The sequence below is a fragment of the Aliiroseovarius halocynthiae genome (genome assembly GCF_007004645.1).
Lineage (GTDB): Bacteria > Pseudomonadota > Alphaproteobacteria > Rhodobacterales > Rhodobacteraceae > Aliiroseovarius > Aliiroseovarius halocynthiae.
Window position 1 is genome coordinate 17,630 of sequence record NZ_ML660029.1, and the last position, 24,398, is coordinate 42,027.

25 protein-coding genes are annotated in these 24,398 nt (G+C 57.8%); 18 read left to right on the forward strand and 7 right to left on the reverse strand.

The window, feature by feature from the left end; translation table 11 throughout:
- Nucleotides 1-38 precede the first annotated feature (38 nt).
- Entirely contained in the window at nt 39-1,019 is a 981-nt protein-coding gene (locus tag FIL88_RS16090) for a sialic acid TRAP transporter substrate-binding protein SiaP (protein ID WP_142854908.1), read from the reverse strand.
- Nucleotides 1,020-1,155: 136 nt separating this feature from the next.
- Between FIL88_RS16090 and FIL88_RS16095 the strand changes: the two genes are divergently transcribed.
- Complete coding sequence (locus FIL88_RS16095) at nt 1,156-2,052, forward strand: GntR family transcriptional regulator (protein ID WP_142854909.1); 897 nt, start codon at nt 1,156-1,158, stop codon at nt 2,050-2,052.
- 31 nt (nt 2,053-2,083) lie between these two features.
- Here FIL88_RS16095 and FIL88_RS16100 read toward each other — a convergent pair whose 3' ends face one another.
- On the reverse strand, nt 2,084-2,851 hold the full coding sequence (locus tag FIL88_RS16100; protein WP_142854910.1) for a GntR family transcriptional regulator: 768 nt from the start codon (nt 2,849-2,851) through the stop codon (nt 2,084-2,086).
- A gap of 164 nt (nt 2,852-3,015) precedes the next feature.
- On the opposite strand from FIL88_RS16100, the gene FIL88_RS16105 reads away from it, so the two are divergent.
- The 10 genes from FIL88_RS16105 (at nt 3,016) to FIL88_RS16150 (ending at nt 13,452) form a co-directional block, all read left to right on the forward strand.
- Nucleotides 3,016-3,762 carry an SDR family oxidoreductase gene (locus FIL88_RS16105; RefSeq protein ID WP_142854911.1) on the forward strand — a complete coding sequence of 249 codons (747 nt, stop codon included), beginning with the start codon at nt 3,016-3,018 and terminating at the stop codon, nt 3,760-3,762.
- A 13-nt stretch (nt 3,763-3,775) separates the two neighbouring features.
- Complete coding sequence (locus tag FIL88_RS16110) at nt 3,776-4,618, forward strand: fumarylacetoacetate hydrolase family protein (protein WP_142854912.1); 843 nt, start codon at nt 3,776-3,778, stop codon at nt 4,616-4,618.
- Between the two features lie 71 nt (nt 4,619-4,689).
- Entirely contained in the window at nt 4,690-5,961 is a 1,272-nt protein-coding gene (locus FIL88_RS16115; protein ID WP_142854913.1) for a glycerate kinase type-2 family protein, read from the forward strand.
- Complete coding sequence (locus FIL88_RS16120) at nt 5,951-7,258, forward strand: nickel-dependent lactate racemase family protein (protein ID WP_142854914.1); 1,308 nt, start codon at nt 5,951-5,953, stop codon at nt 7,256-7,258. The genes FIL88_RS16115 and FIL88_RS16120 overlap by 11 nt, the downstream gene beginning before the upstream one ends.
- A complete protein-coding gene (larC, locus tag FIL88_RS16125) occupies nt 7,255-8,412 on the forward strand; it encodes a nickel pincer cofactor biosynthesis protein LarC (protein ID WP_142854915.1) in 1,158 nt (385 codons plus the stop codon). Before FIL88_RS16120 ends, larC begins: the two co-directional genes overlap by 4 nt.
- Nucleotides 8,402-9,196 carry an ATP-dependent sacrificial sulfur transferase LarE gene (locus FIL88_RS16130; RefSeq protein ID WP_142854916.1) on the forward strand — a complete coding sequence of 265 codons (795 nt, stop codon included), beginning with the start codon at nt 8,402-8,404 and terminating at the stop codon, nt 9,194-9,196. Before larC ends, FIL88_RS16130 begins: the two co-directional genes overlap by 11 nt.
- Complete coding sequence (gene larB, locus FIL88_RS16135; protein WP_142854917.1) at nt 9,189-9,869, forward strand: nickel pincer cofactor biosynthesis protein LarB; 681 nt, start codon at nt 9,189-9,191, stop codon at nt 9,867-9,869. Before FIL88_RS16130 ends, larB begins: the two co-directional genes overlap by 8 nt.
- A gap of 160 nt (nt 9,870-10,029) precedes the next feature.
- Complete coding sequence (locus FIL88_RS16140) at nt 10,030-11,049, forward strand: aldo/keto reductase (protein WP_246066755.1); 1,020 nt, start codon at nt 10,030-10,032, stop codon at nt 11,047-11,049.
- Nucleotides 11,050-11,052: 3 nt separating this feature from the next.
- Nucleotides 11,053-11,883 (forward strand): amidohydrolase family protein, encoded by an 831-nt coding sequence (locus FIL88_RS16145; protein ID WP_142854918.1) that lies wholly within the window; start codon nt 11,053-11,055, stop codon nt 11,881-11,883.
- A gap of 51 nt (nt 11,884-11,934) precedes the next feature.
- Nucleotides 11,935-13,452 (forward strand): UxaA family hydrolase, encoded by a 1,518-nt coding sequence (locus FIL88_RS16150; protein ID WP_246066756.1) that lies wholly within the window; start codon nt 11,935-11,937, stop codon nt 13,450-13,452.
- Nucleotides 13,453-13,508: 56 nt separating this feature from the next.
- Here FIL88_RS16150 and FIL88_RS16155 read toward each other — a convergent pair whose 3' ends face one another.
- Together FIL88_RS16155 and FIL88_RS16160 are read right to left on the reverse strand one after the other, a co-directional pair.
- Nucleotides 13,509-15,185 carry a flotillin family protein gene (locus tag FIL88_RS16155; protein WP_142854920.1) on the reverse strand — a complete coding sequence of 559 codons (1,677 nt, stop codon included), beginning with the start codon at nt 15,183-15,185 and terminating at the stop codon, nt 13,509-13,511.
- Nucleotides 15,186-15,234: 49 nt separating this feature from the next.
- Entirely contained in the window at nt 15,235-15,930 is a 696-nt protein-coding gene (locus FIL88_RS16160) for a YqiJ family protein (protein ID WP_142854921.1), read from the reverse strand.
- 96 nt (nt 15,931-16,026) lie between these two features.
- Between FIL88_RS16160 and FIL88_RS16165 the strand changes: the two genes are divergently transcribed.
- Nucleotides 16,027-16,515 (forward strand): helix-turn-helix domain-containing protein, encoded by a 489-nt coding sequence (locus FIL88_RS16165; protein ID WP_221931174.1) that lies wholly within the window; start codon nt 16,027-16,029, stop codon nt 16,513-16,515.
- A 58-nt stretch (nt 16,516-16,573) separates the two neighbouring features.
- Here FIL88_RS16165 and gndA read toward each other — a convergent pair whose 3' ends face one another.
- From gndA to hisI, 3 genes are all read right to left on the reverse strand, one after another.
- Nucleotides 16,574-17,974 (reverse strand): NADP-dependent phosphogluconate dehydrogenase, encoded by a 1,401-nt coding sequence (gene gndA, locus FIL88_RS16170; protein ID WP_142854923.1) that lies wholly within the window; start codon nt 17,972-17,974, stop codon nt 16,574-16,576.
- A gap of 145 nt (nt 17,975-18,119) precedes the next feature.
- Nucleotides 18,120-18,374, reverse strand: coding sequence for a hypothetical protein (locus FIL88_RS16175; RefSeq protein ID WP_142854924.1), 255 nt, complete (start codon nt 18,372-18,374; stop codon nt 18,120-18,122).
- Between the two features lie 10 nt (nt 18,375-18,384).
- A complete protein-coding gene (gene hisI / locus FIL88_RS16180) occupies nt 18,385-18,858 on the reverse strand; it encodes a phosphoribosyl-AMP cyclohydrolase (protein ID WP_142854925.1) in 474 nt (157 codons plus the stop codon).
- 80 nt (nt 18,859-18,938) lie between these two features.
- On the opposite strand from hisI, the gene FIL88_RS16185 reads away from it, so the two are divergent.
- The 6 genes from FIL88_RS16185 (at nt 18,939) to FIL88_RS16995 (ending at nt 24,389) form a co-directional block, all read left to right on the forward strand.
- Nucleotides 18,939-20,072, forward strand: coding sequence for a CobW family GTP-binding protein (locus FIL88_RS16185; protein ID WP_142854926.1), 1,134 nt, complete (start codon nt 18,939-18,941; stop codon nt 20,070-20,072).
- A 31-nt stretch (nt 20,073-20,103) separates the two neighbouring features.
- A complete protein-coding gene (locus FIL88_RS16190) occupies nt 20,104-21,318 on the forward strand; it encodes a GTP-binding protein (RefSeq protein ID WP_142854927.1) in 1,215 nt (404 codons plus the stop codon).
- A 49-nt stretch (nt 21,319-21,367) separates the two neighbouring features.
- Nucleotides 21,368-21,838, forward strand: coding sequence for a phosphoribosyl-AMP cyclohydrolase (locus FIL88_RS16195; protein WP_246066757.1), 471 nt, complete (start codon nt 21,368-21,370; stop codon nt 21,836-21,838).
- A gap of 276 nt (nt 21,839-22,114) precedes the next feature.
- Nucleotides 22,115-22,255 (forward strand): hypothetical protein, encoded by a 141-nt coding sequence (locus FIL88_RS16765; protein ID WP_185961005.1) that lies wholly within the window; start codon nt 22,115-22,117, stop codon nt 22,253-22,255.
- A gap of 99 nt (nt 22,256-22,354) precedes the next feature.
- Nucleotides 22,355-24,031 carry a cytochrome D1 domain-containing protein gene (locus FIL88_RS16200; RefSeq protein ID WP_221931175.1) on the forward strand — a complete coding sequence of 559 codons (1,677 nt, stop codon included), beginning with the start codon at nt 22,355-22,357 and terminating at the stop codon, nt 24,029-24,031.
- Nucleotides 24,032-24,134: 103 nt separating this feature from the next.
- The gene (locus FIL88_RS16995; protein ID WP_142854929.1) at nt 24,135-24,389 is read left to right on the forward strand and encodes a NapC/NirT family cytochrome c; all 255 of its coding nucleotides are present in this window, start codon (nt 24,135-24,137) and stop codon (nt 24,387-24,389) included.
- Nucleotides 24,390-24,398: the final 9 nt, after the last annotated feature.

Below are 24,398 nucleotides of genomic sequence, written 5' to 3' on the forward strand. Positions count from 1 at the left end.
CGCGACTAGATCGCACGCCCGTAAGATTTTTATGTGGATTACTTGATCGCCTGAAGGCGCTCGTAAACTTCGGCATCCCACGGAACGTTCGAACCGGTCAAAGCGGGGGAAACGGCTTCGATAAACGGGCCACGATCGACTTCATTTACGGTCACGCCTTGTTCACGGAACCAGTCGGCAAGGCTGGCTTCCGATGCGACGATTTCATTCGACGCCCATTCGGCACCGTGGCGGATCGCGTCTTTCAAGGTTGCCAGATCTTCGTCACTCAGCTTGGCCACCGTCGCGGGCGAAATCAGCGTTACCAGCGAATTGGTGATGTGGCTGGTTAGGTTAATGTTCGTCTGAACTTCATAGAACTTCTTGAACTGGATCGTGGGCAGCGGGTTTTCTTGTGCGTCCACCACACCTTGTTGCAGCGCAAGATAGACTTCCGAAAATGCCATCGGCGTCGGGTTCGCACCGGTCGCTGCGGGGAACATCTGATAGGCAGGTGCGTTCGGCGTACGGATCTTCAACCCTTCCATATCGGCAGGCTTAAGGATCGGCTTGTTCGACGTCACCTGACGCGACCCGTAATAGGTCATGGCCACAACGTGGTTGCCGGTCACATCGGTATAGCTTTGCGCAAGTTCCGTAAACAGGTCCGAATTCGCATAGGCCTTCCAGTGATCATAGTCACGCAAGGTGAACGGATAGTCCGAGATCGAAATCGGCGGATAGCTTTGGCCCAGGAACGCAACACCGGTATAGATCATGTCGACTGTGCCCAGCGACAGCCCTTCGTTCAGCGCGGCTTCTTTGCCCAGCTGAGACGCCGGGAAAACTTCGATCTTATAGCGCCCATCGGTGCCTTTTGCGAATTCTTCAGCCACTTGAAGTGCAGCTTCGTGATACGGAGTTGCTGTCTCATAGACATGGGCAAACTTCAGCACGTCCTCGGCGAATGCCGGGGTAGAGATCGCGATGGTTGTGGCAGCAAATGCACCAAGAACGGCGCGACGCGGCAGTGAAAACATTTGATATCCTCCCAAAATGGACAGTGTCGTGCACTGTATTTAATTGATTAAATACTGATTTCGTGGGTTCGCAAGTGGTTTTAATTATTATATACACTCATTAAAGCCAGTATTTGCCCCACCCCATGAGGAAACAGTGGCACGTTCCAGTCGACAGTTCCGAAAATCCTATAATGAGACGCTGACCCGGTTGCAGCTTGGAATTCCGGTTCCGAACCCGACACAATTGGCCTTGCAGCTGGGCATCAGCCGAACGACCAGCCGCAAAATCCAAGCAAAACTGCAAGAGTGCGGCCTGATCAGCAGCGACCCGACGCAGCATAAGGACCAGCACCTGCCCGCTTTGCGGTCACCACGCCCAGACGACTTTTTCCCCAAGGAAAGCACCCTCACCACCGAGGCCAGGATACAAGAGAAACTGATGACGTGGGTAATCGACCAGAAAATTCAGGCCGACGGGGGCTTCACCGAGGCGCAGGTCGTACGCGCGCTTGGCATCTCACATGCGGCCATTCGCGAGTTCCTTATCAGACTGAGCAGCTTTGGCCTGATCCGGCGCGAACCCAGTCGCCGCTGGAAGTTTCAAAGCATGACCCGAGACTACGCAGACGAGGTGTATGAATTCCGGAAGTTTATCGAGTTTCGATCCCTGCGCAAAGTTCTGGCACTTCCGGATACAGACCCAATCTGGTCCGATCTGAGGACGCTTAAGTTAAAGCACTTACGTGCGCTGGAGCGGCCAATGCGGGATCCCATTCAGTTTAAAGAGCTGGATGTAGAGTTTCATGCCGCATTGAACCAAGCTGCGCGACACAGGTTCCTTCTGGGAAATGACGATGCGGTCTCGCTTTTGTTTTTCTCGCATTACCACCTATCTGCGGATCAGCATGTGGTGTCGGACCGAAACGAACGCACGATCCACGAGCATATCCGCATTATTGATGCATTGATATCATCAGATCTGGACCAGGCCGTGGTGGCTATGGAACACCACTTAGATGCAGCAAAACGCGAACTGATCAACCGTCTTTGATCCGGCCCTGATAGGTCCACCAAACGAAGCTCTATTTCAGATCAGACGGGTCCATATCGACAATGAAGTAATTGGGATAGCGCTCTAACGCGTCCAAGGTATCACTTTTCAACTGGCTCAGATGGTGGTCCATACACTCCGCCGCACGCTCGGCATCGCCAGCCTCGATCGCATCTGCGATTTGGCTGTGTTCGGTCACAACCTGATGCATCCGGTTGGCCACGGGCAAAGTCAGATGGCGGTGCCGATCCATCGGCGTTTTGATCTGCTGAATCACCCGCCACAGCCCCGGAAAGCCGCTCATCTCGGCGATTTGGGCATGAAAAGCGCTGTCGGTCTTATCGAATTCGGACTGCTTTCCCGCATCAGCCGCGTCGCGATTATCTTCTATGATCGCACGAAGGTGCAGTTTTTGGGCAGCCGTTGCCGAAGTTGCGGCGCGCGCCACAAGATCCCGTTCCAAAGCCCGACGCGCGACCAGCGCCTCGGGCAAGATCGACAAAGGAATGCGGGCAACGAAAGTGCCAGATTTTGGCACCACTTCGACCAACATCTCTTTCACCAGACGCAGCACCGCTTCGCGCACCGGCGTGCGCGAGGCATCAAAGTCGCTGGCGACCTCGCGTTCCAGAATGGGGGTGCCAGGCGGCAGGATTAGATTGGTGATGTCATGGTGCAGCTGCTCATAGATGCGATCCGCCAAGGTTTGGCGTGTTCCGCTTTCGAACTGCCCCTGCCCGGAAGGCGCTGTATTTGCGGCCCTCCGTCGCGGGGCCTGTTTTTCCTGCTCTGACATCATCGTCACCGTTCTGACTGTTGCCAACACGCCTAAGCGGGCGCGTTGATAATCTCAACTTGTATAACTGGTATATCTGGTATACTAGTTACCAAGAAAACGCAAACTCGCCGCATTCACCGTGTCGTTTCACCGACAAAGGCGATCTTGTGCAGAAAGGAAACAAGATGAGCTATGAGCTGTCACTGAACGGCAAAACCGCCCTTATCACCGCCGCAGGTCAGGGCATTGGCCGCGCCAGCGCCGAGGCATTCGCCCGTGCGGGCGCAACGGTCTATGCCACCGATGTCAACGAAACCACACTGGCCGAGCTAGACAAGGTGGATGGCATTACCGCCCTGAAACTGGACGTGATGGACGCAGACAACATCGCCTCGGTTCTGGCGCAAACCGGACCGCTGGACGTCCTGTTCAACTGCGCAGGCTTCGTGCATGCGGGTAGTATTCTGGAATGCCCGGAAGACGACTGGGATTTCGCCTTCAACCTGAATGCCAAAGCGCAATACCGCATGTGTCAGGCCGTTCTGCCCGATATGCTGGCCAAGGGTGGCGGATCGATCATCAACATGGCCTCGGTCGCGTCGTCGATCAAAGGCGTGCCGAACCGCTTTGCATATTGTGCATCGAAAGCCGCCGTCATTGGCCTGACAAAAGCCATCGCTGCCGACTTTGTTACCAAAGGCATTCGATGCAACGCGATCTGCCCCGGCACCGTCGACAGCCCGTCGCTGCACGACCGCCTGCGCGCGACCGGAGATTACGATCAAGCCATGAAAGATTTCATTGCCCGCCAGCCCATGGGCCGCGTTGGGGACGCTGATGAGGTCGCTGCACTAGCGCTGTATCTGGCCTCGGATGCCAGCGGCTTTACCACCGGACAAACCCACACAATCGACGGCGGCTGGACCGCCTGAACAGGAGACAGACATGAAACTTTTGCGTTACGGCCCCAAGGGGCAGGAAAAGCCGGGCATTCTGGATGCTGACGGCAAAGTGCGGGATCTGTCTGCACATGTGGCCGACATTGCGGGTGATGCACTGGGCGACGCAGGTCTTGCGAAGATCGCAGCCCTTGATCTGGCCACCCTGCCCGAAGTCGAAATCGATCGCTATGGCCCCTGCGTCTCGGGCGTGGGAAAGTTCATCTGTATCGGTCTGAACTACTCTGACCACGCCGCCGAAAGCGGCCTGCCTGTGCCTTCCGAGCCTGTAATTTTCGCCAAGGCCACATCGGCCATCTGCGGCCCCAACGACAATATCGAAATCCCGCGCGGATCCACCGCCACCGACTGGGAAGTCGAACTGGGCGTCGTGATCGGAAAAGAGGCCAAATATATCGACGAGGCCGACGCGCTGGACTATATCGCGGGCTATTGCGTAATCAACGACATCTCGGAACGCGACTTCCAGATCAAGCGCGAAGGCCAGTGGACCAAAGGCAAATCTGCCGACACCTTCGGCCCAATCGGCCCGTGGCTGGTTACCCGGGACGAGGTTCCGGACCCGCAGGCCCTGTCCATGTATCTGGACGTAAATGACAAGCGCATGCAGGACGGTTCGACCAACACCATGGTCTATGGCGTCGCCCATGTGGTTGCTTACCTTTCGCAATTCATGTCGCTTCAGCCGGGTGACATCATCTCGACCGGGACACCTCCGGGTGTTGGTCTGGGCATGAAGCCCGACCCTGTTTATCTCAAGGCAGGGGACAAGATGGAGCTTGGCATTGATGGGCTTGGCACGCAGACCCAAACGGTTGTGCAAGGCTAATCCCATCTGAAACCGGGCGTTCCACTTATACCTCCTCGGACGCCCGGTTTTTCACTTGAAAGACCCTGCCCATGGACACGAAAACCCTTCTTCACGACATGTTTGACGCGGCACTTTCCGCCGCCGATCCGTTGAAAGCCGTAACGGGCCACTTGCCCCCACGCCCGACGGGTCGTGTGATCGTTGTGGGGGCCGGAAAGGCCTCGGCCCGCATGGCGCAGGCGGTCGAGGCAGAATGGGGTCCGTGCGAAGGTATCGTCATTGTGCCCTACGGCGCGGCCCTGCCCTGCGACGGCATCCGCATTGTCGAAGGGCGCCATCCGGTGCCCGATCAGGCCGGATCAGATGCCGCGCACGAAATCCTATCTCTGGTCAGTTCTGCGGATGAAGACGACTTTGTGCTTTGCCTGATTTCCGGTGGCGGCTCAGCACTGTTGTCGGTGCCGGGCGCTGGCCTCAACCTTGAGGACAAGCAGTTGATCAACCGTGCGCTTCTGACCTCGGGCGCAGCGATTGACGAGATGAACATCGTGCGCAAACACACGTCTTCCATCAAAGGCGGGCGGCTGGCGCAGGCGGCCTATCCCGCGCAGGTTCTGACGCTGGTAATCTCGGATGTGCCGGGGGATGACCCGGCCGACATCGCCTCTGGCCCCACAGTGCCGGACCCATCCACAGCCGCAGATGCGCGCGCCATTATCGACCGGTTTGATTTGGATCTGCCCGATCAGATTCTGGCCGCATTGCACCAAGCCAGCGCCGAGACACCAACCCCATCCAACCCCTGTTATATAAAAACCGAAACACGGGTGGTCGCGGCGCCGCAGGCATCGCTTGATGCCGCCACCAAGGTCGCCCGCGCTGCTGGATACACTCCGGTCCTACTGGGTGACGCACTGGAAGGCGAAGCCCGCGAGATGGGTAAAATTATGGGGGGCATCGCGAAACAGGTGCGCCGCCACGGCCAACCCGCACGCGGCAAGGTCGCGCTAATCTCTGGCGGCGAGGCCACCGTGACCGTGACCGTGACCGGCACGCCCGGCAAAGGCGGCCGCTGCACCGAGTTCTTGCTGGGTTTCGCGCTGGCCACTTGGGACGAAACAGGCATGGCCGCGCTGGCCTGCGACACGGATGGGCGCGACGGATCGGAACACAATGCAGGCGCAGTTTGGCTGCCGCAACATCGCGCCAATGCGGACCGCGAGGACGCGTTGGATCATCTGTCGCGCCACGACGCCTATTCCTTTTTTGACCAACACGACGCGCTGGTCACGACCGGCCCAACTCATACCAATGTGAACGACTTCCGGGTCGTTCTGGTGGAGACTGCAAATGACGATTGAATTACTTTTTGGCCGGGCCGGCCTGTCCCTGACCCTGCCCGAAACCGCCCGCGCCCATGTGATCGAAAAACCCGCCTTTCCGCCATGCACCGCGCCCAATGAGCAGATCGCTCAGGCCTTCGTGACGCCGCACGGATCTGCACCTTTGGCGGAACTGGCGCGTGGCAAACGCTCGGCCTGTATCCTGATCTGCGACATCACCCGGCCCGTCCCCAACCACCTGTTTCTGCGCCCGATGATCGAGACACTCACCAACGAGGGCATTCCACTTGATCAGATCACCGTGCTGATCGCCACTGGGCTGCACCGTCCCAACGAAGGCGACGAACTGGCCGAGCTGGTCGGTGATCCTTGGGTGGTCGAAAACGTCCGGGTCGAAAACCATTTTGCGCTGGAAGATGCCGATCACATTGATCTTGGCGTGACCCCGAAACGCGGCGTCCCCATCAAGATTGACCGCCGAATTGTCGAGGCAGATTTGAAAATCGCCACCGGTCTGGTCGAACCGCATTTCATGGCGGGCTTTTCCGGTGGTCGCAAAGTCGTTGCCCCCGGCGTCGCCCATCACGAAACCATCCGCACCTTCCATTCCGCTCGTTTCATGGAGCACCCCTTGGCCCGCGAATGCAATCTGGACGGCAATCCACTGCATGAAGAGCAGCTGGAAATCGTGCGCCGTCTGGGCGACGTGTATGCGCTGAACACCGTGATCGACGATAAGCGCAATCTGGTCTATTGCAGCTTTGGCGAGATTGTTGAAAGCCATCTGGCCGCCGTGGATTTCGTACGTGGCTATACAGAGATCCCTGTGGGGCGAAAGTTTAAAACCGTGGTTACCTCGGCCGCCGGATATCCGTTGGATCAGACCTATTACCAGACGGTGAAAGGCATGGTCACGCCGCTTGATATACTGGCCGAAGGCGGCACGCTGATCATCGCATCCTCTTGCGCCGAGGGCATCGGGTCCGACCATTTCCGCGCCGCTCAGGAACGGCTGGTCGCCTTGGGCCCAGAGGCGTTTTTGGCTGGCCTGGAAGCGAAGAGTTTCGCTGACGTGGATGAATGGCAGACAGAAATGCAGCTGAAACCCATGCGGGTCGGGCAGATCCAGCTTTACGCCCCAGCCCTGTCCGATGATGATTTCGCCGTCACTGGGGTCGAGCGGATTTCCGATCTGCCAACTGCCATTGCCGACAGCATCGCGCGCCATGGTGATACAGATATCGCCGTGATCCCCGAAGGTCCTTATGTGGTACCTCAGGCCACCCCGCGCATGCCTTCTGTGGCCACCCAATGAACCGCCATCTGCATCTTGACCCGGTAGGCGGGATATCGGGCGACATGTTTCTGGGGGCTATGCTGTCAGCCTTTCCCGACGCCCGCACACCCTTAGTGCAGGATTGGCAAGACGCTGGGATCGCCGATCATGTGCGACTTGAGCTTGAGGAAACGCGCGAGAAAGGCTTTGCCTGCCTGCGCGCCAAAGTGATCACCGCAAGCGACGCGCCCCCCACCGCCCATTGGGCCGACATTCGTGCGAGGATTGCTGAAAGCGCCCTGCGCACCCCGGTGCAAGAACGCGCAATCGCGATCTTCTCAAAACTGGCAGAAGCGGAAGCCGCGTGCCACGGCGTGACCGTTGATCAGGTACATTTCCACGAAATCGCCGACTGGGATTCGCTGGCCGACATCATCGGCGCGGCCTCGGTTCTGGAAAGCAGCGGCGCAAGCAGCTTTTCCACCAGCCCCATCCCAATAGGCGGCGGGCGTACCCGCACGCAGCACGGCCTGATCCCCGTTCCCGCGCCGGCAACCGCCGAATTGTTGCACGGGTTTGAACTGTTTGACGATGGTGGGCGCGGCGAGCGCGTCACCCCCACAGGCGCCGCAATCCTGGCGCATCTAATCCCAACACCTCTGCCCTATTCGCCACGCGGACTGCTTGCAAGCAGGGGCACCGGAGCGGGCCAGATGCAGATTGCAGGCATCCCCAATATTCTTCGCATTCTGACGCTCGACACACTGAGCGCGCCCGCCCAAGCTGTTTCCCTGATCCGGTTTGAAATCGACGACATGACCCCCGAAGAGTTGTCTGTCGCGCTGGACCATTTACGCGCGGCAGACGGTGTTCTGGATGCTGGATATCAGATCGGGTTCGGCAAAAAGGGGCGCACCCAGTTTTCTGTGACCGTGATGACCCAGCCCGCCCAATGCGACCACGTGATCACGCGCTGTTTTGAAGAAACTAGCACCATTGGATTGCGCGTAGACATGACTCATCGCCATGTATTGCCCCGCACCGAAACTGTTCGAAATGGCACACCAATCAAAACCGTTGCCCGGCCCGGCGGCACCACGTCCAAGGCCGAAAGTGACGCTTTGGCACGGACCTCCACCTTGAAGGCACGACGATGGCAGGCAAAACAAGCGGAACAGTGCGATGACGATTGATCCCCTGATCCGCCTGCACGATGTCCTGTGTGAACTGCCCAACCTGACCGTGGCCGTAAGCGGTGGCGTCGACAGCCTGACCCTTGCATTCACCGCCGCCCGCGTGGTCCCCGGTTTTTCCGCACTCCACGCTGTTTCACCCTCGGTCCCACCTGCTGCGACACAGCGGGTGAAAGACTATGCGCTGCGTCACAACTGGCCGCTAAAGTTGATTGAAAGTGGCGAGTTTAACGATGAACGCTATCGCGCAAACCCTCACGATCGTTGCTATTTTTGCAAATCAAACCTCTATGCCACAATGGCCGCGCGCAGTTCCGGACCACTAGCGTCTGGCACCAATCTTGATGATCTGGGCGACTATCGCCCCGGCCTGATTGCCGCAAAAGAACACGGTGTGCGTCATCCCTTTGTCGAAGCCGGAATCGACAAGGCTACGCTGCGCCAGATCGCGGTGCAGTTTGGGCTTGCGGACATCGCCGCGCTGCCCGCTCAGCCCTGTCTGGCCAGCCGCATCATGACCGGGTTGCGGATCGCGCCCGAAGATCTGGAGTTTGTAGACAAAGTCGAAGCCCTTCTGCGCGACCATGTACCGGGCGATCTACGCTGTCGGGTCACAGCCGATGGCGTGGTGATCGAAGCCGACCACCTTCCCACAACCGCCACCGCCTTGGCTGCAGCACAGTGCCAAAAAGCTGGCCGCATCTTTCTGGGGCATAAACCCTATCAACGCGGCAGTGCCTTTGTATTGCCTGACACTCTGGAAGCGGATCAACACCATGGATGAGCACACGATTTTCGACTGGTCCCGAAAGGCACGCACCGGCGTCCCAGAAGTCGTGTTTGCCGAAGGCAAGACCGTGGAGCAGATCGACGACATCCTTATGGCGCATCACGAGCGCAGCGCGCCCCTGTTGACAACCCGCCTGACGCCAGAGCAGATGGCGCATCTTGGCGCGCTGACCCTGCCCCACTTGTCCCTTGATCCTCTGGCGCGATTGGCCAGCCATCGCGCACCCATCCCCGCCGCCGACGCACCTGAAGTTGCCGTCGTCTGTGCGGGCACTTCAGATCTTCCCGTCGCACGCGAGGCGCTTTTGTCGGCACGTTTCCTAGGCCTGCGGGCCGATCTGATCTGCGATGTGGGCGTGGCCGGCCTGTGGCGGTTAGAACAGCACTTGCCCACGCTGACCCGACACCGGGTGGTGATCGCCGTGGCCGGAATGGAGGGCGCGCTTTTCTCGGTCCTCGGGGGGCTGTTACCCGGTGCAATTATCGCGGTGCCAACATCGGTGGGCTACGGTGTTGGCGCACAGGGAAAAGCAGCGCTCAGCTCGGCCCTGTCCAGCTGCGCGCCGGGCGTGCTGACTGTGAATATCGACAATGGGTTCGGCGCTGCAGCGGCGGCGGCCAAGATCTTAAGGCCACCCCAAATTCAAAGCGACAATCCATCGGGATGATCAGACAGAAAAGCCTTCCACTGCATTCGAAATCTACGTGCATAATGTTTTTATTTATATTATACATTTACTGACCCCAAACGCCCACACGGGCATAAGGTTCGCGCCCCCCACAAGGCGCACATGTATTCGGCGGCCTAAAGAACAAGGAGGATGCGCAGTGAATTCATTCCCGACCCGCCGTCTTGCAGGCACGCAGATTGATCTGCCGGTTCTTGGCTTTGGTGGCGCACCTCTTGGCGGGTTGATGACCGCAAATGACACGACCGAAACGCAAGCTATGCTGCCCGAAGTGCTGGCAGCCGGGTATCGCTATGTGGACACAGCGCCCTTTTATGGGTTTGGCAAATCCGAACGGATGATCGGCGACCTGCTGCGCGGGCGCGACTATGTCCTATCCACCAAAGTAGGCCGCCTTCTGAAACCCGGCCTGCCCGCCGATCCTGCTGCTATGGGCTGGCCCGATCCCCTGCCGTTCCACCCGGTCTTTGACTACTCCTATGACGCGATCATGCGGTCTTTTGAGGACAGCCAACAACGGCTTGGGCTGGATAAGATCGACATCCTGTTTGTCCATGACATAGGCGAGATGACCCATGGCGCTGACGACAATGCGCACCACTTCGCCACGCTGCGCGACAGTGGCTACCGCGCGCTAGACGAGCTGCGCAGCGCAGGTAACATCAAAGCCATCGGGCTGGGCGTGAACGAAGTGCAAGTCTGTCGCGATGCGCTTACAATCGGCGATTGGGACGTCTTTCTGCTGGCCGGACGCTATACGCTGCTAGAGCAGGCTCCGCTGGATGATCTGTTCCCCGAATGCGCTGCTGCCGGGACCCAGATCATCGTTGGAGGGCCATATAACTCTGGCATTCTGGTCGGCGGCACCACGTGGAATTATGGCGACGCACCGGAACAGGTGATCACCCGCGTGTCCGCCTTACGCGCCTGTGCAGATCGCCACAACGTTCCCCTGCCCGCCGCCGCGCTACAATTCCCGCTCGCCCATCCGCTGGTCGTCTCGATCATTCCGGGCCTGCGGTCACGCGCCGAGCTGACCCAGACGCTGGACTGGGTCGCAACCGACATTCCCGCCGCCTTCTGGCACGACCTTCGGGCCGAGGGGCTTTTGCATCCCAAAGCCCCAATCCCGACACAGAACCCATATAAAAGGGGATAAGACATGCGTATCGACGCACACCAACATTTCTGGGCGCTGGCCCGTGGCGACTATGGCTGGTTATCCGATGATCTGGCCGCAATCTATCGCGATTTCTTGCCCGAAGATCTGGCCCCGATGCTGGACACCGCCGGCATAGATGGCACGGTTCTGGTGCAGGCTGCCCCCACTGTGGCCGAGACCGATTTTATGCTGTCTCTGGCCGATAGAAACACCTTCATTAAAGGCGTGGTTGGCTGGGTGGATTTCGAGAACGCAGCGTCGGTCGCGGAGATCGACCGCTATATGCAGCACCCAGCTTTTGTGGGCCTGCGCCCGCTAATTCAGGACATCGCGGACGCTGACTGGATGTTGCGCGACGACCTGACGCCTGTCTTTGACGCTTTGATCGCTCGTGATCTGACCTTTGACGCGCTGACCCTGCCGCGCCACCTGCCGAACCTGCACAAGCTGCTGGCCCGCCACCCGGATATGCGGGTTGTGATCGACCATAGCTCGAAACCTCTGATCCGCGATGGCGTGATGGACGGCTGGGCGCAGGACATGAGCGCTTTGGCGCACAACACCAACGCCTTCTGCAAGCTGTCAGGGCTATTGACCGAGGCCAAATCCGACTGGATTGTCGACGATCTGCGCCCCTATGTCGATCACCTGCTGAACACATTCGGTCCCGACCGCCTGCTGTGGGGCAGCGACTGGCCGGTTCTTAACCTTGCCGGGGATTATGCCCGCTGGGTCGAGGTCACCGACCAACTGCTCTCCGACCTCTCGGATGCGGATCGCAGCGCAATTTTGGGCGGAAATGCTGCCCGTGCCTATAAGTTGCGGGATTAACCCCCCTCAGCCCCAAAAAGCTTCACTCAGCCGTCTGCCAAGGAGCCTATCGTGCCGACCCAATACATCCGCCTTCACCCCACAGACAACGTGGTCGTCGCACTGTGTGACCTGCCGGACGCCTGCGCGCTGGACGGGCTTGACCTGACCCTGTCGCAACCCATCACGCAGGGGCATAAGATCGCGACCCGTGCTGTGTCAGCCGGGGAAAACATCGTGAAATACGGGCAGATCATCGGACAGGCCAAAGCGGATATTGCCGCGGGCGATCACGTCCACATCCATAATCTGGGCATGGGGGCGCATCAGCAAGACTATGGTTTCGCCAGCCAAAACACCCCACTTCCCGCAATCACCGAAACGCGCCAATTCCAGGGTTTTCACCGCGCCGATGGCAGGGTCGGCACCCGCAACTATGTGGGTATCGTGACCTCGGTGAACTGCTCGGGATCGGTCGCGCGTTTCATCGCCGAAGCGGCCCGGAATGAAGGGTTGCTGGACGCCTTCCCCAATGTGGACGGGATCGTGCCCATCGTGCATGGCACCGGCTGCGGCATGGCCAATAAAGGCGTTGGATTTGACACACTGTTTCGCACGCTCAAAGGCTATGCACAGCATCCGAATTTCGGCGGCATCCTGATGATCGGGCTGGGCTGCGAAATCATGCAGCTCGCAGATCTGGTGGGCGACCGCCCCATTCGCGCCGATGGTGCACTGCGCTATATGACCATTCAACACGAAGGCGGCACACGCCGCACCGTCGACAAAGGGCTGGCAGAACTGCGTGGCATTCTAGAGCTGGCCAATCAGGCAACCCGCGCGCCCGCGCCCATCAGCGCAATCACTGTGGGCATGCAATGCGGCGGCTCGGACGGGTATTCAGGGATCACCGCGAACCCGGCATTGGGTGCAGCCTCGGACCTTTTGGTGCGCCAGGGCGGCACCACCATCCTGTCCGAAACATCCGAGATCTATGGCGCCGAACATCTGCTGACCCGTCGCGCCGAGACACAGGCCATTGGCGAGAAACTAATCGCGCGGATCCAGTGGTGGGAAGACTATACCGCCCGCAATGATGGCGAGATGGACAACAATCCCAGCCCCGGCAACAAGCGCGGCGGGCTGACGACCATTCTGGAAAAGTCTCTGGGCGCTGTGGCCAAAGGCGGCTCGGCCCCCCTGCGCGATGTCTATCTGTACGGCGAAAAGATCGACACGCCCGGCTTCGTCTTTATGGACAGCCCCGGCTATGACCCGTGTTCGGTCACCGGGCAGGTTGCTTCGGGCGCGAACCTGATCGTGTTCACCACCGGGCGCGGATCGGTGTCGGGCTATCAGCCCACGCCCTGCATCAAGGTTGCCACCAATTCCGAAATGTACGCCCGCCTGTCCGAAGATATGGATCTGAACTGCGGGGATATCGTGACCGATGGCGTATCCATTGACGACAAAGGAGCTGAGATGCTGGAGCTGATGATCCGCGTGGCCTCGGGCGAGCGGACCAAAAGCGAAGAGCTGGGATTTGGAGGGGTCGAATTCGTCCCCTGGCAAATCGGCGCGGTGATGTAAGCGCACGCACCCAAAGAAAAAACGGCCCCGCTGTCATCATGCGGGGCCGTTTTTGGTTAGTTTACAGGCACTTCAGCATCCGCCGCGTCGATCTCGTCGACGGGCAGCGGCGCGGGCGTTTCGACATCCATCGCCCCGTTGGCGACACCTGCGATGCCGTTTTCCATGCTGATCCCCAGCTCTTTACCAAGGGCTTGCATAGCGGGCATTTGCAGCGCCATTCCCAGCACCGAATCCAGTGCCTGATTTACCGGCGTGCCAGATGATCCTTCGCCCACGGCACCACCGGGCTGACCCATGCCGGTCACCTGGTGGATCTTGATCGAGTCGATCTTCTCGGCCGGTTTCACCATTTCGGCGATGATAGCGGGCATGGCTTCCAGCTGCGCGATGCGGACCTTCATCGCGATGATCTCGGCGCTCAGCTCGTTTTCCGAGTTCGCGATGGCCTTTTGACCCTCAGCAGTTGCCAGCATGTCGGTGCGTTTCGCTTCGGCCCGGACGGTCAGCGCGTTGGCATCCGCCTGCGCTTCTTCCAGCTTTGCGGCGGCGCGGTCGCTTGCGGCTTCCTTTTCTGCGTTCGCAGAAAGACGGATCGCGGTTGCTTGACGTTCGGCTTCCTTCTCGGCCTCGATCAATGCGATGCGCTTGACACGTTCGGCTTCCGCAACCGCCCGCGCGGTCTCGATGGCCTCGGCGGCTTTCTTGGCTTCTGCACGTGCATTGTCAGCGGACGCCTTGGCATGGCTTTCCTCTTCCGACTTCTTCGCAACGATGATCGCACGCTCCTGATCAGCCACTTCCAGCTCACGTTCTTTGGCAATCTCAGCTTCACGAATGGCACGTTCACGCTCGATCTCGGCCGCACGCACAGCGCGTTCGCGTTCAATCCGCGCCTCATCTTTAGCCCGGTCAGACGCTTCCTGATTGCGTGCAATCTGAGCTTCCTGCTGCGCCTGAAGGGTCTGGATCTCTTCGATCTGCGCAATTTCGGCCTGCTTTTGCTCGCGCTCAATCTGATACTTCCGCTTCTCAGCTTCCATTTCAGACTGCGCAACCGACACGTCCGCTTCGGCCGAGATTTCGGCACGCTCTTTGCGCGACGTCGCGATCACCGCCGCCAGTTTCTGCATACCAACTGCGTTAAAGGCGTTGTTTTCGTCCAAAGCCTCGAACGGGGTCTGATCCAGTGCGGTCAGCGATACGGCTTCAAGCTCCAGACCGTTTTTCAACAGATCCTCGGAGATAGCGTTCTGCACTTCCTGTACAAAGCTTGCGCGGTTCTCGTGCAGCTCGTCCATGGTCATCTGAGCAGCCACAGCACGCAGACCGTCAACCAGCTTACCTTCGATCATCTCGCGCAGTTGTTCGACATGGAAGGTACGGTCGCCAAGCGTTTGCGCCGCGCGCGAAATGCCGTCTTCGGTCGCATTAACCGAGACATAGAATTCAACGCCAACATCAACGCGCATACGGTCTTTGGTGATCAGCGATTGTTCAGCGACGCGCGAAACTTCAAGCCGCAAGGTCTTCATATTGACCTTCGAGATCTCATGCAGGAAGGGCACGACAATCGTCCCGCCATCCATGATGACCTTCTTGCCGCCCGAACCGGTTTTCACCAGACTGGTTTCGCGGGTGGCACGTTTATAAAGCCGGGCCATGATCAGGCCGATGAAGACCAGAAGACCAACGATGACGCCAGCAATGACTGCAATGGATGAAAGATCCATGAAACTACTCCTTATAATGTGAATGGGTGCGTGAGGTGCAGGGCGCGGGTCAGATCACGAAGAACTTGTCGCCGCGCTTGCGGATCAGGGTGACCTCGCTGCCTTGCGGAAAGACGTCATCGTCCCGCAGGGGTTCCACACGCAGATAGTGGATGTTGTCGTGCCGGTCCTTGATCTTGATCTCGGCCGGTTTTCCACGCGATGCCGTGCCTTGGGTGATCGTCCCGTTATATCCCCCAAGATGTCGCGCCTTCAGGGCGGTCGTTTCGGTTTTCGGCATCAAAAGCGCAACCCAATTGGCGATGACCCGTGTGACCGCAAGGGCAGGGATGATTACAGCGGCGGACGCAAGAAGCGCGGGCAGCTGAAGGCCAATGGTGCTTGTCAGCATGGATTGCAGGATCAGCCCAAACAGGCCAAACATGGTCAGAAAAGAAACAAGCCAAATTAGGAATGGCACGTCACGCGCACCAATCCAGGTAAACATCCCACCCGAGGTTGCGGCCTCGGCGGCTTCTGCCCCTTCAGGGCCGTCAACCACATCGATATCAATGTCGATATCCGCATCAAGCTCGGTCGACAGGTCAAAGTCGAAATCTGCGTCCACATCAGGCGCATCCGTTCCGACCCCAAGAATAGATCCGCCCAGCACTGCGCTGAGAAGTTCAAGCAAAAACAGACCAGTCACGACAGCAAGCGCGATCGCGAAAGGGAATGTGTTCGGGGATGTAAGCAGTTCGTACATAAGTTTCCTTTCAATGAATATATAACTACTATGGATAGATATTTTAAGTATATATGTGCAAAAAAGTGCGATTGCCTATAATAAAGGTTTCTAGTAGTGTGGGAGATCAACAAATCGCTAAGCCAACAGGCCTATATGCCAGACTTTATTGAACAAAGACGTCTTGCGCGCATGATTGACCGCGCCGCCAAGCAATTCGACGGGTTAGATCCCCCGGAACGTGGGTGGATTGCGTCTGTCCGGCGCGCGCTGGGGATGTCTGCGGATTATGTCGCCAAGCGCAAAGGGGTCAGCCGGAACGCCGTGTACCAAGCCGAACGAAGCGAGAAAGACGGCGCGGTATCCTTGCGGCAGATGGAACAGCTTGCCGCCGCGATGGGTGGCAAGTTTGTTTACGCGATCATCCCCGACGGTCGGATCGAGGACATGAAATACAAACAGGCGGTGGCGAAGGCGACGTCTCTTCTGACACACGAGCCTGACGCCACATCATGGTCCAAGGAAGATCGCGAAGATTGGGTTGACGACAAAGCGGCCGAGCTGTTGCACGACATGCCCGCCAATTTTTGGGAAGATACCGCCTAGGCTATAGAAGCCGAGGCGGAATTCGCCACGCCCAGCCCTCTCATCGAATAAATCCTGCTCACGACCATAGCCCATGGAAATCTCCGTCCTTGTCCGAACGGCGAAACCCGTGTGCGCCGAAAATATCTCGCTGGGCCTGAATCAGGTTGGTCGTGCCACGTGCCTTGCTGATCTCATCATACCAGGACACAGCCGAAGACAGCGCAGGAACAGGGATCCCCGCCAAAACGGCGGTCGAGACCACGCGACGCAACGCGGCAACATTGCCCTTCAGAAGCGCAGCAAAATGATCCGACAGCACCAAACGACCCTGTGGAAGTTCGGAGCGGAAAGCGTCCGAGATATCATCTAGCAAAGCCGAACGGATAATGCATCCCGCGCGCCAGATTTCGGCGATCTTGGCGAAATCCAAGCCCCAGCCGAACTCATCGGACGCCGCTTTCAAAATACGGAATCCTTGTGCGTAAGCCAGAACGCGCGCCACACGGAACGCGGCCTCCAGATCATCCTCGTCAAATCCAACCACGGGCATGTCTTGTTCGCGCAGAACTCTTTCCGCCATCTGGCGCACAGCGCGCTCTGACGACACCACCCGCGAGCCAACCGCCGCTTCAATAATCGACGCCGACTGCCCCATGCGGATGGCCTCGATCACCGTCCAGCGCCCTGTTCCCTTCTGACCGGCCTGATCAACGATCACGTCGACAACAGGCTTCCCCGTTTCAGGGTCAATAGCCGCCAACGCACCCGCCGTGATCTCGACCAAATAGCTGTTCAGATCCCCTTGGTTCCAACGCCCGAATAGCAGAGAAATCTGACCAGGGCTCTGTGCTTCGCCATCGCGAAGAAGGCCATAGATCTCAGCGATGATCTGCATATCGGCATATTCGATCCCGTTATGCACGGTCTTCACGAAATGACCCGCCCCATCGGGGCCAAGATGCGCAACGCAGGGGGTACCTTCGAAATCGGCTGCGATGGCCTCGAATACGGATTGCAGGTTTTGCCAGACCTGCTGCGAGCCACCGACCATCATTGAGGGCCCATGACGTGCGCCATCTTCGCCGCCGCTGACCCCGACACCTAGATATTGCAGCCCGGCCGCTTCCAGCTTGGCTGTCCGTGCCTGCGTGTCACGAAAATCGCTGTTGCCGCCATCGATGATCGTGTCTCCCGGATCCAGATGCGGCATCAACGCGTCGATCGAAGCGTCCACCGGCCCACCCGCCGGCACCAGCAGCATAATTGCACGCGGCGGCGTCATCGAGGCCACAAGTTCAGTGACACTTTCAGTTTTCTGCAAACGAGGTGCCAGATCCCCTGCCCGCGCAATCAGTACATCAATGGTTCTGGGATCGAGATTGTATAGCGACAGGTCATAGCCATGCTCTGCCAAGTTCAACGCCAAGGCACCGCCCATTGTTCCAACGCCAATCAATCCAAGTGAAATCTGATACATGCTAAAACCTTCCCCATCGAAAGACCTCTTCTTTCGTTCGGGTGTATTTGCGCATCCTAACCGGATCCCACAAGCCGAAATATGGACAGATGAGATAATTACCGCGTTGCGCGCGCAAGCTCTACCCCGCGCCCTAAACGCACCTTTACATCACATAGGCAATATCGGCGGCCGTGACCTGGTCTGCTGGCTTGTGGACCTGCACACGGATTTCGCGAAACTGCAAAGTAGTGACCCTGATTTCGGTCGCCAGCCCCTCACAGGCAGGATCCGTGCACATGACCTCGCGCACCGACACAAGACATTGGGCGCCCTGACCCACGCGTTCGCGGACAAGACCTTTGATGCGCTGGCTGTGCCAGAGTGTATGCACCGTTTTGCCAAAGGAACCACCCTGCATCCGTCAGACCTTACAGCTGCGTCGGGTTCGGCACATCGCCATAGACCTTGACAGGATCGAACGTCTTCTGATCTTCGGTGAAGACCAACGACATTCCTGCATCACCCCCGATGGGAATCGCACGATAGAAACACGACCGATAGCCCACGTGGCAGGACGCCCTTGACCCGGCGGTTTCCACCCGCAGCCAGATCGCATCCTGATCATCATCGATCCGCGCCTCGATCACTTTCTGCACCAATCCAGATGTCGCGCCCTTGTGCCACAACACCTGACGCGCCCGGCTGAAGTAATGCGCCTCGCCGGTCTCGATGGTCAGGCGCAACGCCTCGTCATTCATCCATCCCAGCATCAACACATCTCCGCTTGCGGCATCTGCTGTGATGCAGGGCATCAGCCCATCGGGGCCGAACTTTGGCGCAAACTCGGCGCTCTCCTCTACCTGTTCGACCGAGGTTCTCGGCTGAAATTGGATCTGGCTCATTCTCGCCCCTTGTGTGATGTTATACTATTACATATACTCTTTACTCGCTCAGGACGCCGGCAATGTAAAGGACAAGTCTTATGAACGCAGATGAACTGGACGGCCGTGTTCCGGTCACCTTGCTGACCGGCTTTCTGGGGGTGGGAAAAACGACCCTTCTGAACCACCTAATCCGCGATCCGAATGCTGGACGCATAGCAGTGGTCATGAATGAATTCGGAGATGCCGGTCTGGATCACGATCTGATCGAGGAATCGACCGAAGAGACAATCCTGATGCAATCCGGTTGCCTGTGTTGCTCGATCCGCGGGGATCTGTCGAAAACCCTGACATCCCTGATGGCGCGCCGGAAGCGGGGGGAGTTAAGCTTTGATCGGGTGGTGATCGAAACCACTGGGATCGCAGACCCCGGCCCAATCATGCACACAATGGTGGTCGATAACCTGATCGCCCCGCATTATCGCACCGACGGTGTGGTCACTGTCGCCGACGCGGCAACCGGCCCCAGCACGCTTGAAAAACAAAGCGAGGCGGTGAACCAGATTGCGATGGCCGACCTTGTAGTGCTTAGCAAAACAGATCTTGTCACCCCAACCGAACTTACCCGCTTCGAAACTCGCATCGCTGGCATCAACAGCAGCGCCAAGCGGATCAAGGCGCAAAAAGGCCAAGTGCCTTTGGGCGCGCTGTTTGGATTGTCTGCAATGCGGTCAAATGTGACGACGGACGATATCTCGGACTGGCTGGGCATGGCAAAAGCGACGCCTGACCCCCTGGCCGGGCTTTCCGGCTTTGCTGCCCCTGATAGCGCCCCTGCCGCGCTGCCATTGCCCACAGCCCACGCACATCACGATCACAAGATCATCTCGGCCTCGATCGAGTTGGAGCATCCAATCCCGGCCAATGTCTTTGACTATTGGCTGGACTCGCTGATCACAATCCGCGGCCCCGACATCCTTCGCATGAAGGGTATCGTACATGTCGAGGGCATGGGCTGGCCCTTCGTCTTCCACGGGGTCCAGCACATATTTGACGCGCCGGTTCCGTTGACCTCGTGGTCCGGCACGGACACCACCAGCCGTGTTGTCGTCATCGCCCGCAACATGAGCCTAAGCTTGCTTGATGCCAGCCTAGAGACCCTGCGCCTTCAGGCCAACGAACCAGACGCACAGCTTGATGGGATGATGGTTCACACGACCGAAATCTCGATCTAGCTCCCTTTTGACCCCGTTACAGGAGCACATGATGTCCGCCCCAGCCATCGCCACCGATCCCCGCCTTCCCGTTACTGTCCTGTCCGGCTTTCTTGGGGCAGGCAAAACGACCCTTCTGAACCGTGTCCTGAACAACCGTGAAGGCCGCCGCGTCGCCGTCATCGTCAATGATATGTCCGAAGTGAATATCGACGCGGATCTGGTGCGCGAGGGAACCGAACTGTCCCGCTCGGAAGAAAAACTAGTCGAGATGTCAAACGGTTGCATCTGTTGTACCCTGCGTGATGACCTGTTGAAAGAAGTTCGCCAGTTGTCTCAAGAAGGCCGCTTTGATTATCTTCTGATCGAAAGCACCGGGATTTCAGAACCTCTGCCCGTCGCCGCCACCTTTGACTTCCGGGACGAGCATGGCGAAAGCCTGTCAGACGTCGCGCGACTGGACACGATGGTGACCGTCGTGGACGCGGTGAACATGCTGCAGGACTATTCCAGCCATGATTTCCTGACCGATCGCGGCGAGTCGCTGGGCGAGCAGGACGACCGTAGCCTTGTCAGCCTGCTAACCGAACAGATCGAATTTGCCGATGTGGTGATCCTGAACAAGGTGGCGGATGCAGGGCCCGAACGGACCGACGCGGCCCGCAAAATCATCCGCAGCCTAAATGCCGACGCAAAGATCATCGAAACCAATCACTCGGACGTCGCCTCGGACAAAATTCTGGATACGGGCCTGTTCGACTTTGACACGGCCCATGAACATCCGATGTGGGCGAAAGAGTTGTATGGCTTTGCCAATCACGTGCCCGAGGATGAAGAATATGGCATCACCTCGTTCGTTTATAACGCCCGTGCGCCGTTCGACCCCGCCAAGCTTTACGACGTGCTAAACGGTCCGCTACCCGGCACCATTCGGGCCAAAGGGCATTTCTGGATTGCAACCCGCCCCGAATGGGCGGTCGAATTCAGCCTTGCTGGCGCAATGTCTTCCGTCAAACCGCTGGGCCTATGGTGGGCCTCACTGCCCGAAGAACGACTGCCCACTCACCCTGAGGCACAGGCCGAGATCGCACGCAACTGGGTCGAGCCATGGGGAGATCGTCGTCAGGAAATCGTGTTCATCGGAACGGATCTTGATCGCGAGGCAATCTGCGCCAAACTGAATGCGGCTTCGCTTGATACGACCGAATTCGATCCACAATCCTGGGTTGATATTCCTGATCCTTTCCCGCTCTGGCGTCATGGGTAATCCTTGTGATATACCCCATTGAACGCGAATGAAGAGAAGGGTTAGCCCAGTGATCACTACGGACGAGCTTCTGGCCGCACGCATTGCTTGGGGCAATGGAAAAGTCGCAATCTCGAAAGCTTTTGAGGAAGGCGGCGTCGACGCTGCGCGTGAAACTGCAACGGCACATCTGAATGCAGTTTACGGCTATAATATGGGTCCGGTTTTGTTCAAACCGACCATGGCCAGCGGCGTGCAGACCTTTCGAACAGACCAAGACGGCGCGCTGGCCTACTTCGTCGGTCATTCCGAAGAATACCCGCTGGACGCTGGCTTTGCCATTCAGGGCTGGCGCTCGATGGAAAGCCAGACAGCTGCTGAGTTCATCGAAGGCAATGCCGCCATGTGGATGGGCTGGATCAGCCTGACTGACAAGGATGGAAACGTGACCAAAGTCGACAAAAGCTTTGGCTACAAGAAAGATGCCGAAGGCACATTACGCGTCGTTCTGCATCACTCATCGCTGCCCTATCAGCCTTGAAATATCTGTCAATGGGCACTGTGACGAGTGTCCGTTTCGACTGATTTCACACAAATAGAAGGCGCCGTGCCGGGCAAAACGTGACACCCGACGCCCGGCGCCACAACTCCTAAGTCAGTACTGCATCTGCCCCAGTTTTGAGACTTGAGCTGGCCTTCCCTGAGGCTGCTCTCTCGTACGAAAGCCGCGGGTCTAATTTTCATGCCCTTCGTCGTCACTTCCTCGCGGCGGGGCCAGATTAAAGCCAGAGATTCAGAGAATGAACTGTTGAGTCTCTTGAGCAGACAGTTCGTGCGTGGTGTGTCGCTAGGATTGGAACGCCTAGAAAACGGCACCAACGACCTACCCTTTGCGGCGATCTATATGACCATGTACATCCTGCGCCCGGGGCTTGTTGTTGAAGCAGCCCAAAGTTGAAAGCTCACTTTTTTGTGAGCTTCGTTGACTATTGTCAAGTTACCATGTCGTTTGTAAGCGCACTCTCCGGTTGCCTCACCAAGCAAACGGAGAGTGATCATGTCACTTGGAACCACCCAAAAGAAGATCCGAAATTCGCTGGGGATTGGCTTTGCCATGATGCTAGGCAGCGTCGCTCTGCCGGCTATGGCCGAAGGTCCAACCCTGAGCGAGGAGGCTTTCGAAGCCTCAAAACAACTCTACTTTGAACGCTGCGCCGGTTGTCACGGCGTATTGCGCAAAGGTGCAACCGGTAAAAGCCTTGAGCCAGTCGTAAAAACCAAGAACACTGACGGCACTGAAACCATCAGCGGTACACTTAAGCTTGGTCAGGAACGCCTTGAGAAAATCATCTCTTGGGGTACTGAAGGCGGTATGAACAACTTCTCGGACATCATGACCGAGCAGGAAATCAAAGACATGGCGACCTATATCCAAATGGATCCGCCCAAGCCGCCAGAAATGTCACTGGCCATGATGAGAGAGACCCGCAAGGTCTATGTCGAGGAAGCTGACTATCCGACCGAGCCGCTGCACGGCCGAAACTGGGAAAACTTCTTCGTCGTCATCGAGCGTGACGTAGGTAAAGTGGCCGTTATTGATGGCGACACCAAAGAAGTTCTGGCGCACATTCCGACAGGTTATGCTGTGCACGTTCTGAAAGCCTCAGAGCATCACAAACTGGAAGAGCCTGAAAACCCGGGACGCTTCTGGTACACAATGGGCCGCGACGGAAAAATGACCAAAATCGACCTCTGGCAGACGCCAGACAAGATGCTGGTTTCGGAAGTGACCATTGGTTATGACGCGCGTGACGTGGCTGTGTCCGGCGACGGTAAATACGTCATAGGTGGCGCTTACTGGCCTCCGCACTTCGCGATCGTGGACGCACAAACCATGGAGCCACTTAAGGTTGTTTCGACCCGCGGTACCAACGTGGATGGCGACTATGTTGAAGAAAGCCGTGTGGCTGCCATCTACACCACGCCGAACGAACCCACATGGATCGTCGCGGTGAAGGAACTGGGCCAGTTGTGGCAGGTTGATTACTCTGACCTCGACAACCTGCGGATCGACAAGATTAACTCGGCCAAGTTCCTACACGATGGTTTCTTTGACCCGACAGGTCGTTACTTCCAGATCGCGGCAAACGCCTCGAACAAGATGGTTGTTGTCGACACCAAAGAGCGCAAGCTTGAGGCCATGATCGACACCGCCCCGCTGCCACACCCCGGCCCGGGCGCCAACTGGAACGATCCGAATTGTGGTCCCGTTGCTGGCGCAACCCACTTGGGTGAAGGCACTGTGACAGTTTGGGGCAACGATCCCGAAGGTCGTCCTGACGATGCTTGGAAGACTTGCTACGAGGTTGAAACCGATGGCGCTGGTCTGTTCATCCGAACCCACCCGAACTCTGACTATGTCTGGGTTGACCAGACAAGGCACCCAGAGCTTGAAGTCCAACAATCGGTTCAGGTCATTTCAAAGGAAACCGGCGAGATCGTGAAAACCATCCAGATCACTGAAGAAGAAGGCAACGTCGCAGTTCACTTCGAATTCAACAAAGATGGTACCGAGGTTTGGGTTTCAAAATGGAACCGTGCTTCGTCGAAAGAGCCAAATGGTGAGATGGTCATCTATGACGCGCAGACGCTTGAAGAAAAAACGCGCGTGAAGGGTCTCTATGCTCCGACGGGCAAGTTCAACGTCTATAACCGTTCGAACCACGTCACATAAAGGCAATTTGAAGACACCCAAAGGGGCGGGCCAAACGCCCGCCCCTTTTTGCTGCCCCTCATGGGGTCGACCAACAACCCAGCCACACAACGGAGCCTGGACAATGACTGAAGGTCTGGAACCGAAAAAGCCACTTTGGCGGCGCACGCTATTTTGGGGCATGCCGCTTGCAGGCATTGCTGGCGTCTTCGTCGCCGGGATCATTTTTTGGGGCGGTTTCAACACCGCAATGGAAGCCACCAACACCAAAGAGTTCTGCATCTCGTGCCACGAGATGGAAGCCTTTGTGTACGAGGAATACAAAGGCACGATCCACGATGTGAACCGATCCGGTGTAGGGGTGAGCCTCCCCAACTGAACTGGTCCA

Excerpts from the sequence above, each read along its gene's own strand:
- FIL88_RS16090 (WP_142854908.1), bottom strand. The coding sequence starts at position 1,019 with ATGTTTTCACTGCCGCGTCGCGCCGTTCTTGGTGCATTTGCTGCCACA.
- FIL88_RS16100 (WP_142854910.1), bottom strand. The coding sequence starts at position 2,851 with ATGATGTCAGAGCAGGAAAAACAGGCCCCGCGACGGAGGGCCGCAAAT.
- FIL88_RS16105 (WP_142854911.1), top strand. The coding sequence starts at position 3,016 with ATGAGCTATGAGCTGTCACTGAACGGCAAAACCGCCCTTATCACCGCC.
- FIL88_RS16110 (WP_142854912.1), top strand. The coding sequence starts at position 3,776 with ATGAAACTTTTGCGTTACGGCCCCAAGGGGCAGGAAAAGCCGGGCATT.
- FIL88_RS16115 (WP_142854913.1), top strand. The coding sequence starts at position 4,690 with ATGGACACGAAAACCCTTCTTCACGACATGTTTGACGCGGCACTTTCC.
- FIL88_RS16120 (WP_142854914.1), top strand. The coding sequence starts at position 5,951 with ATGACGATTGAATTACTTTTTGGCCGGGCCGGCCTGTCCCTGACCCTG.
- larC (WP_142854915.1), top strand. The coding sequence starts at position 7,255 with ATGAACCGCCATCTGCATCTTGACCCGGTAGGCGGGATATCGGGCGAC.
- FIL88_RS16130 (WP_142854916.1), top strand. The coding sequence starts at position 8,402 with ATGACGATTGATCCCCTGATCCGCCTGCACGATGTCCTGTGTGAACTG.
- larB (WP_142854917.1), top strand. The coding sequence starts at position 9,189 with ATGGATGAGCACACGATTTTCGACTGGTCCCGAAAGGCACGCACCGGC.
- FIL88_RS16145 (WP_142854918.1), top strand. The coding sequence starts at position 11,053 with ATGCGTATCGACGCACACCAACATTTCTGGGCGCTGGCCCGTGGCGAC.
- FIL88_RS16155 (WP_142854920.1), bottom strand. The coding sequence starts at position 15,185 with ATGGATCTTTCATCCATTGCAGTCATTGCTGGCGTCATCGTTGGTCTT.
- FIL88_RS16160 (WP_142854921.1), bottom strand. The coding sequence starts at position 15,930 with ATGTACGAACTGCTTACATCCCCGAACACATTCCCTTTCGCGATCGCG.
- gndA (WP_142854923.1), bottom strand. The coding sequence starts at position 17,974 with ATGTATCAGATTTCACTTGGATTGATTGGCGTTGGAACAATGGGCGGT.
- FIL88_RS16175 (WP_142854924.1), bottom strand. The coding sequence starts at position 18,374 with ATGCAGGGTGGTTCCTTTGGCAAAACGGTGCATACACTCTGGCACAGC.
- hisI (WP_142854925.1), bottom strand. The coding sequence starts at position 18,858 with ATGAGCCAGATCCAATTTCAGCCGAGAACCTCGGTCGAACAGGTAGAG.
- FIL88_RS16185 (WP_142854926.1), top strand. The coding sequence starts at position 18,939 with ATGAACGCAGATGAACTGGACGGCCGTGTTCCGGTCACCTTGCTGACC.
- FIL88_RS16190 (WP_142854927.1), top strand. The coding sequence starts at position 20,104 with ATGTCCGCCCCAGCCATCGCCACCGATCCCCGCCTTCCCGTTACTGTC.
- FIL88_RS16200 (WP_221931175.1), top strand. The coding sequence starts at position 22,355 with ATGTCACTTGGAACCACCCAAAAGAAGATCCGAAATTCGCTGGGGATT.
- FIL88_RS16995 (WP_142854929.1), top strand. The coding sequence starts at position 24,135 with ATGACTGAAGGTCTGGAACCGAAAAAGCCACTTTGGCGGCGCACGCTA.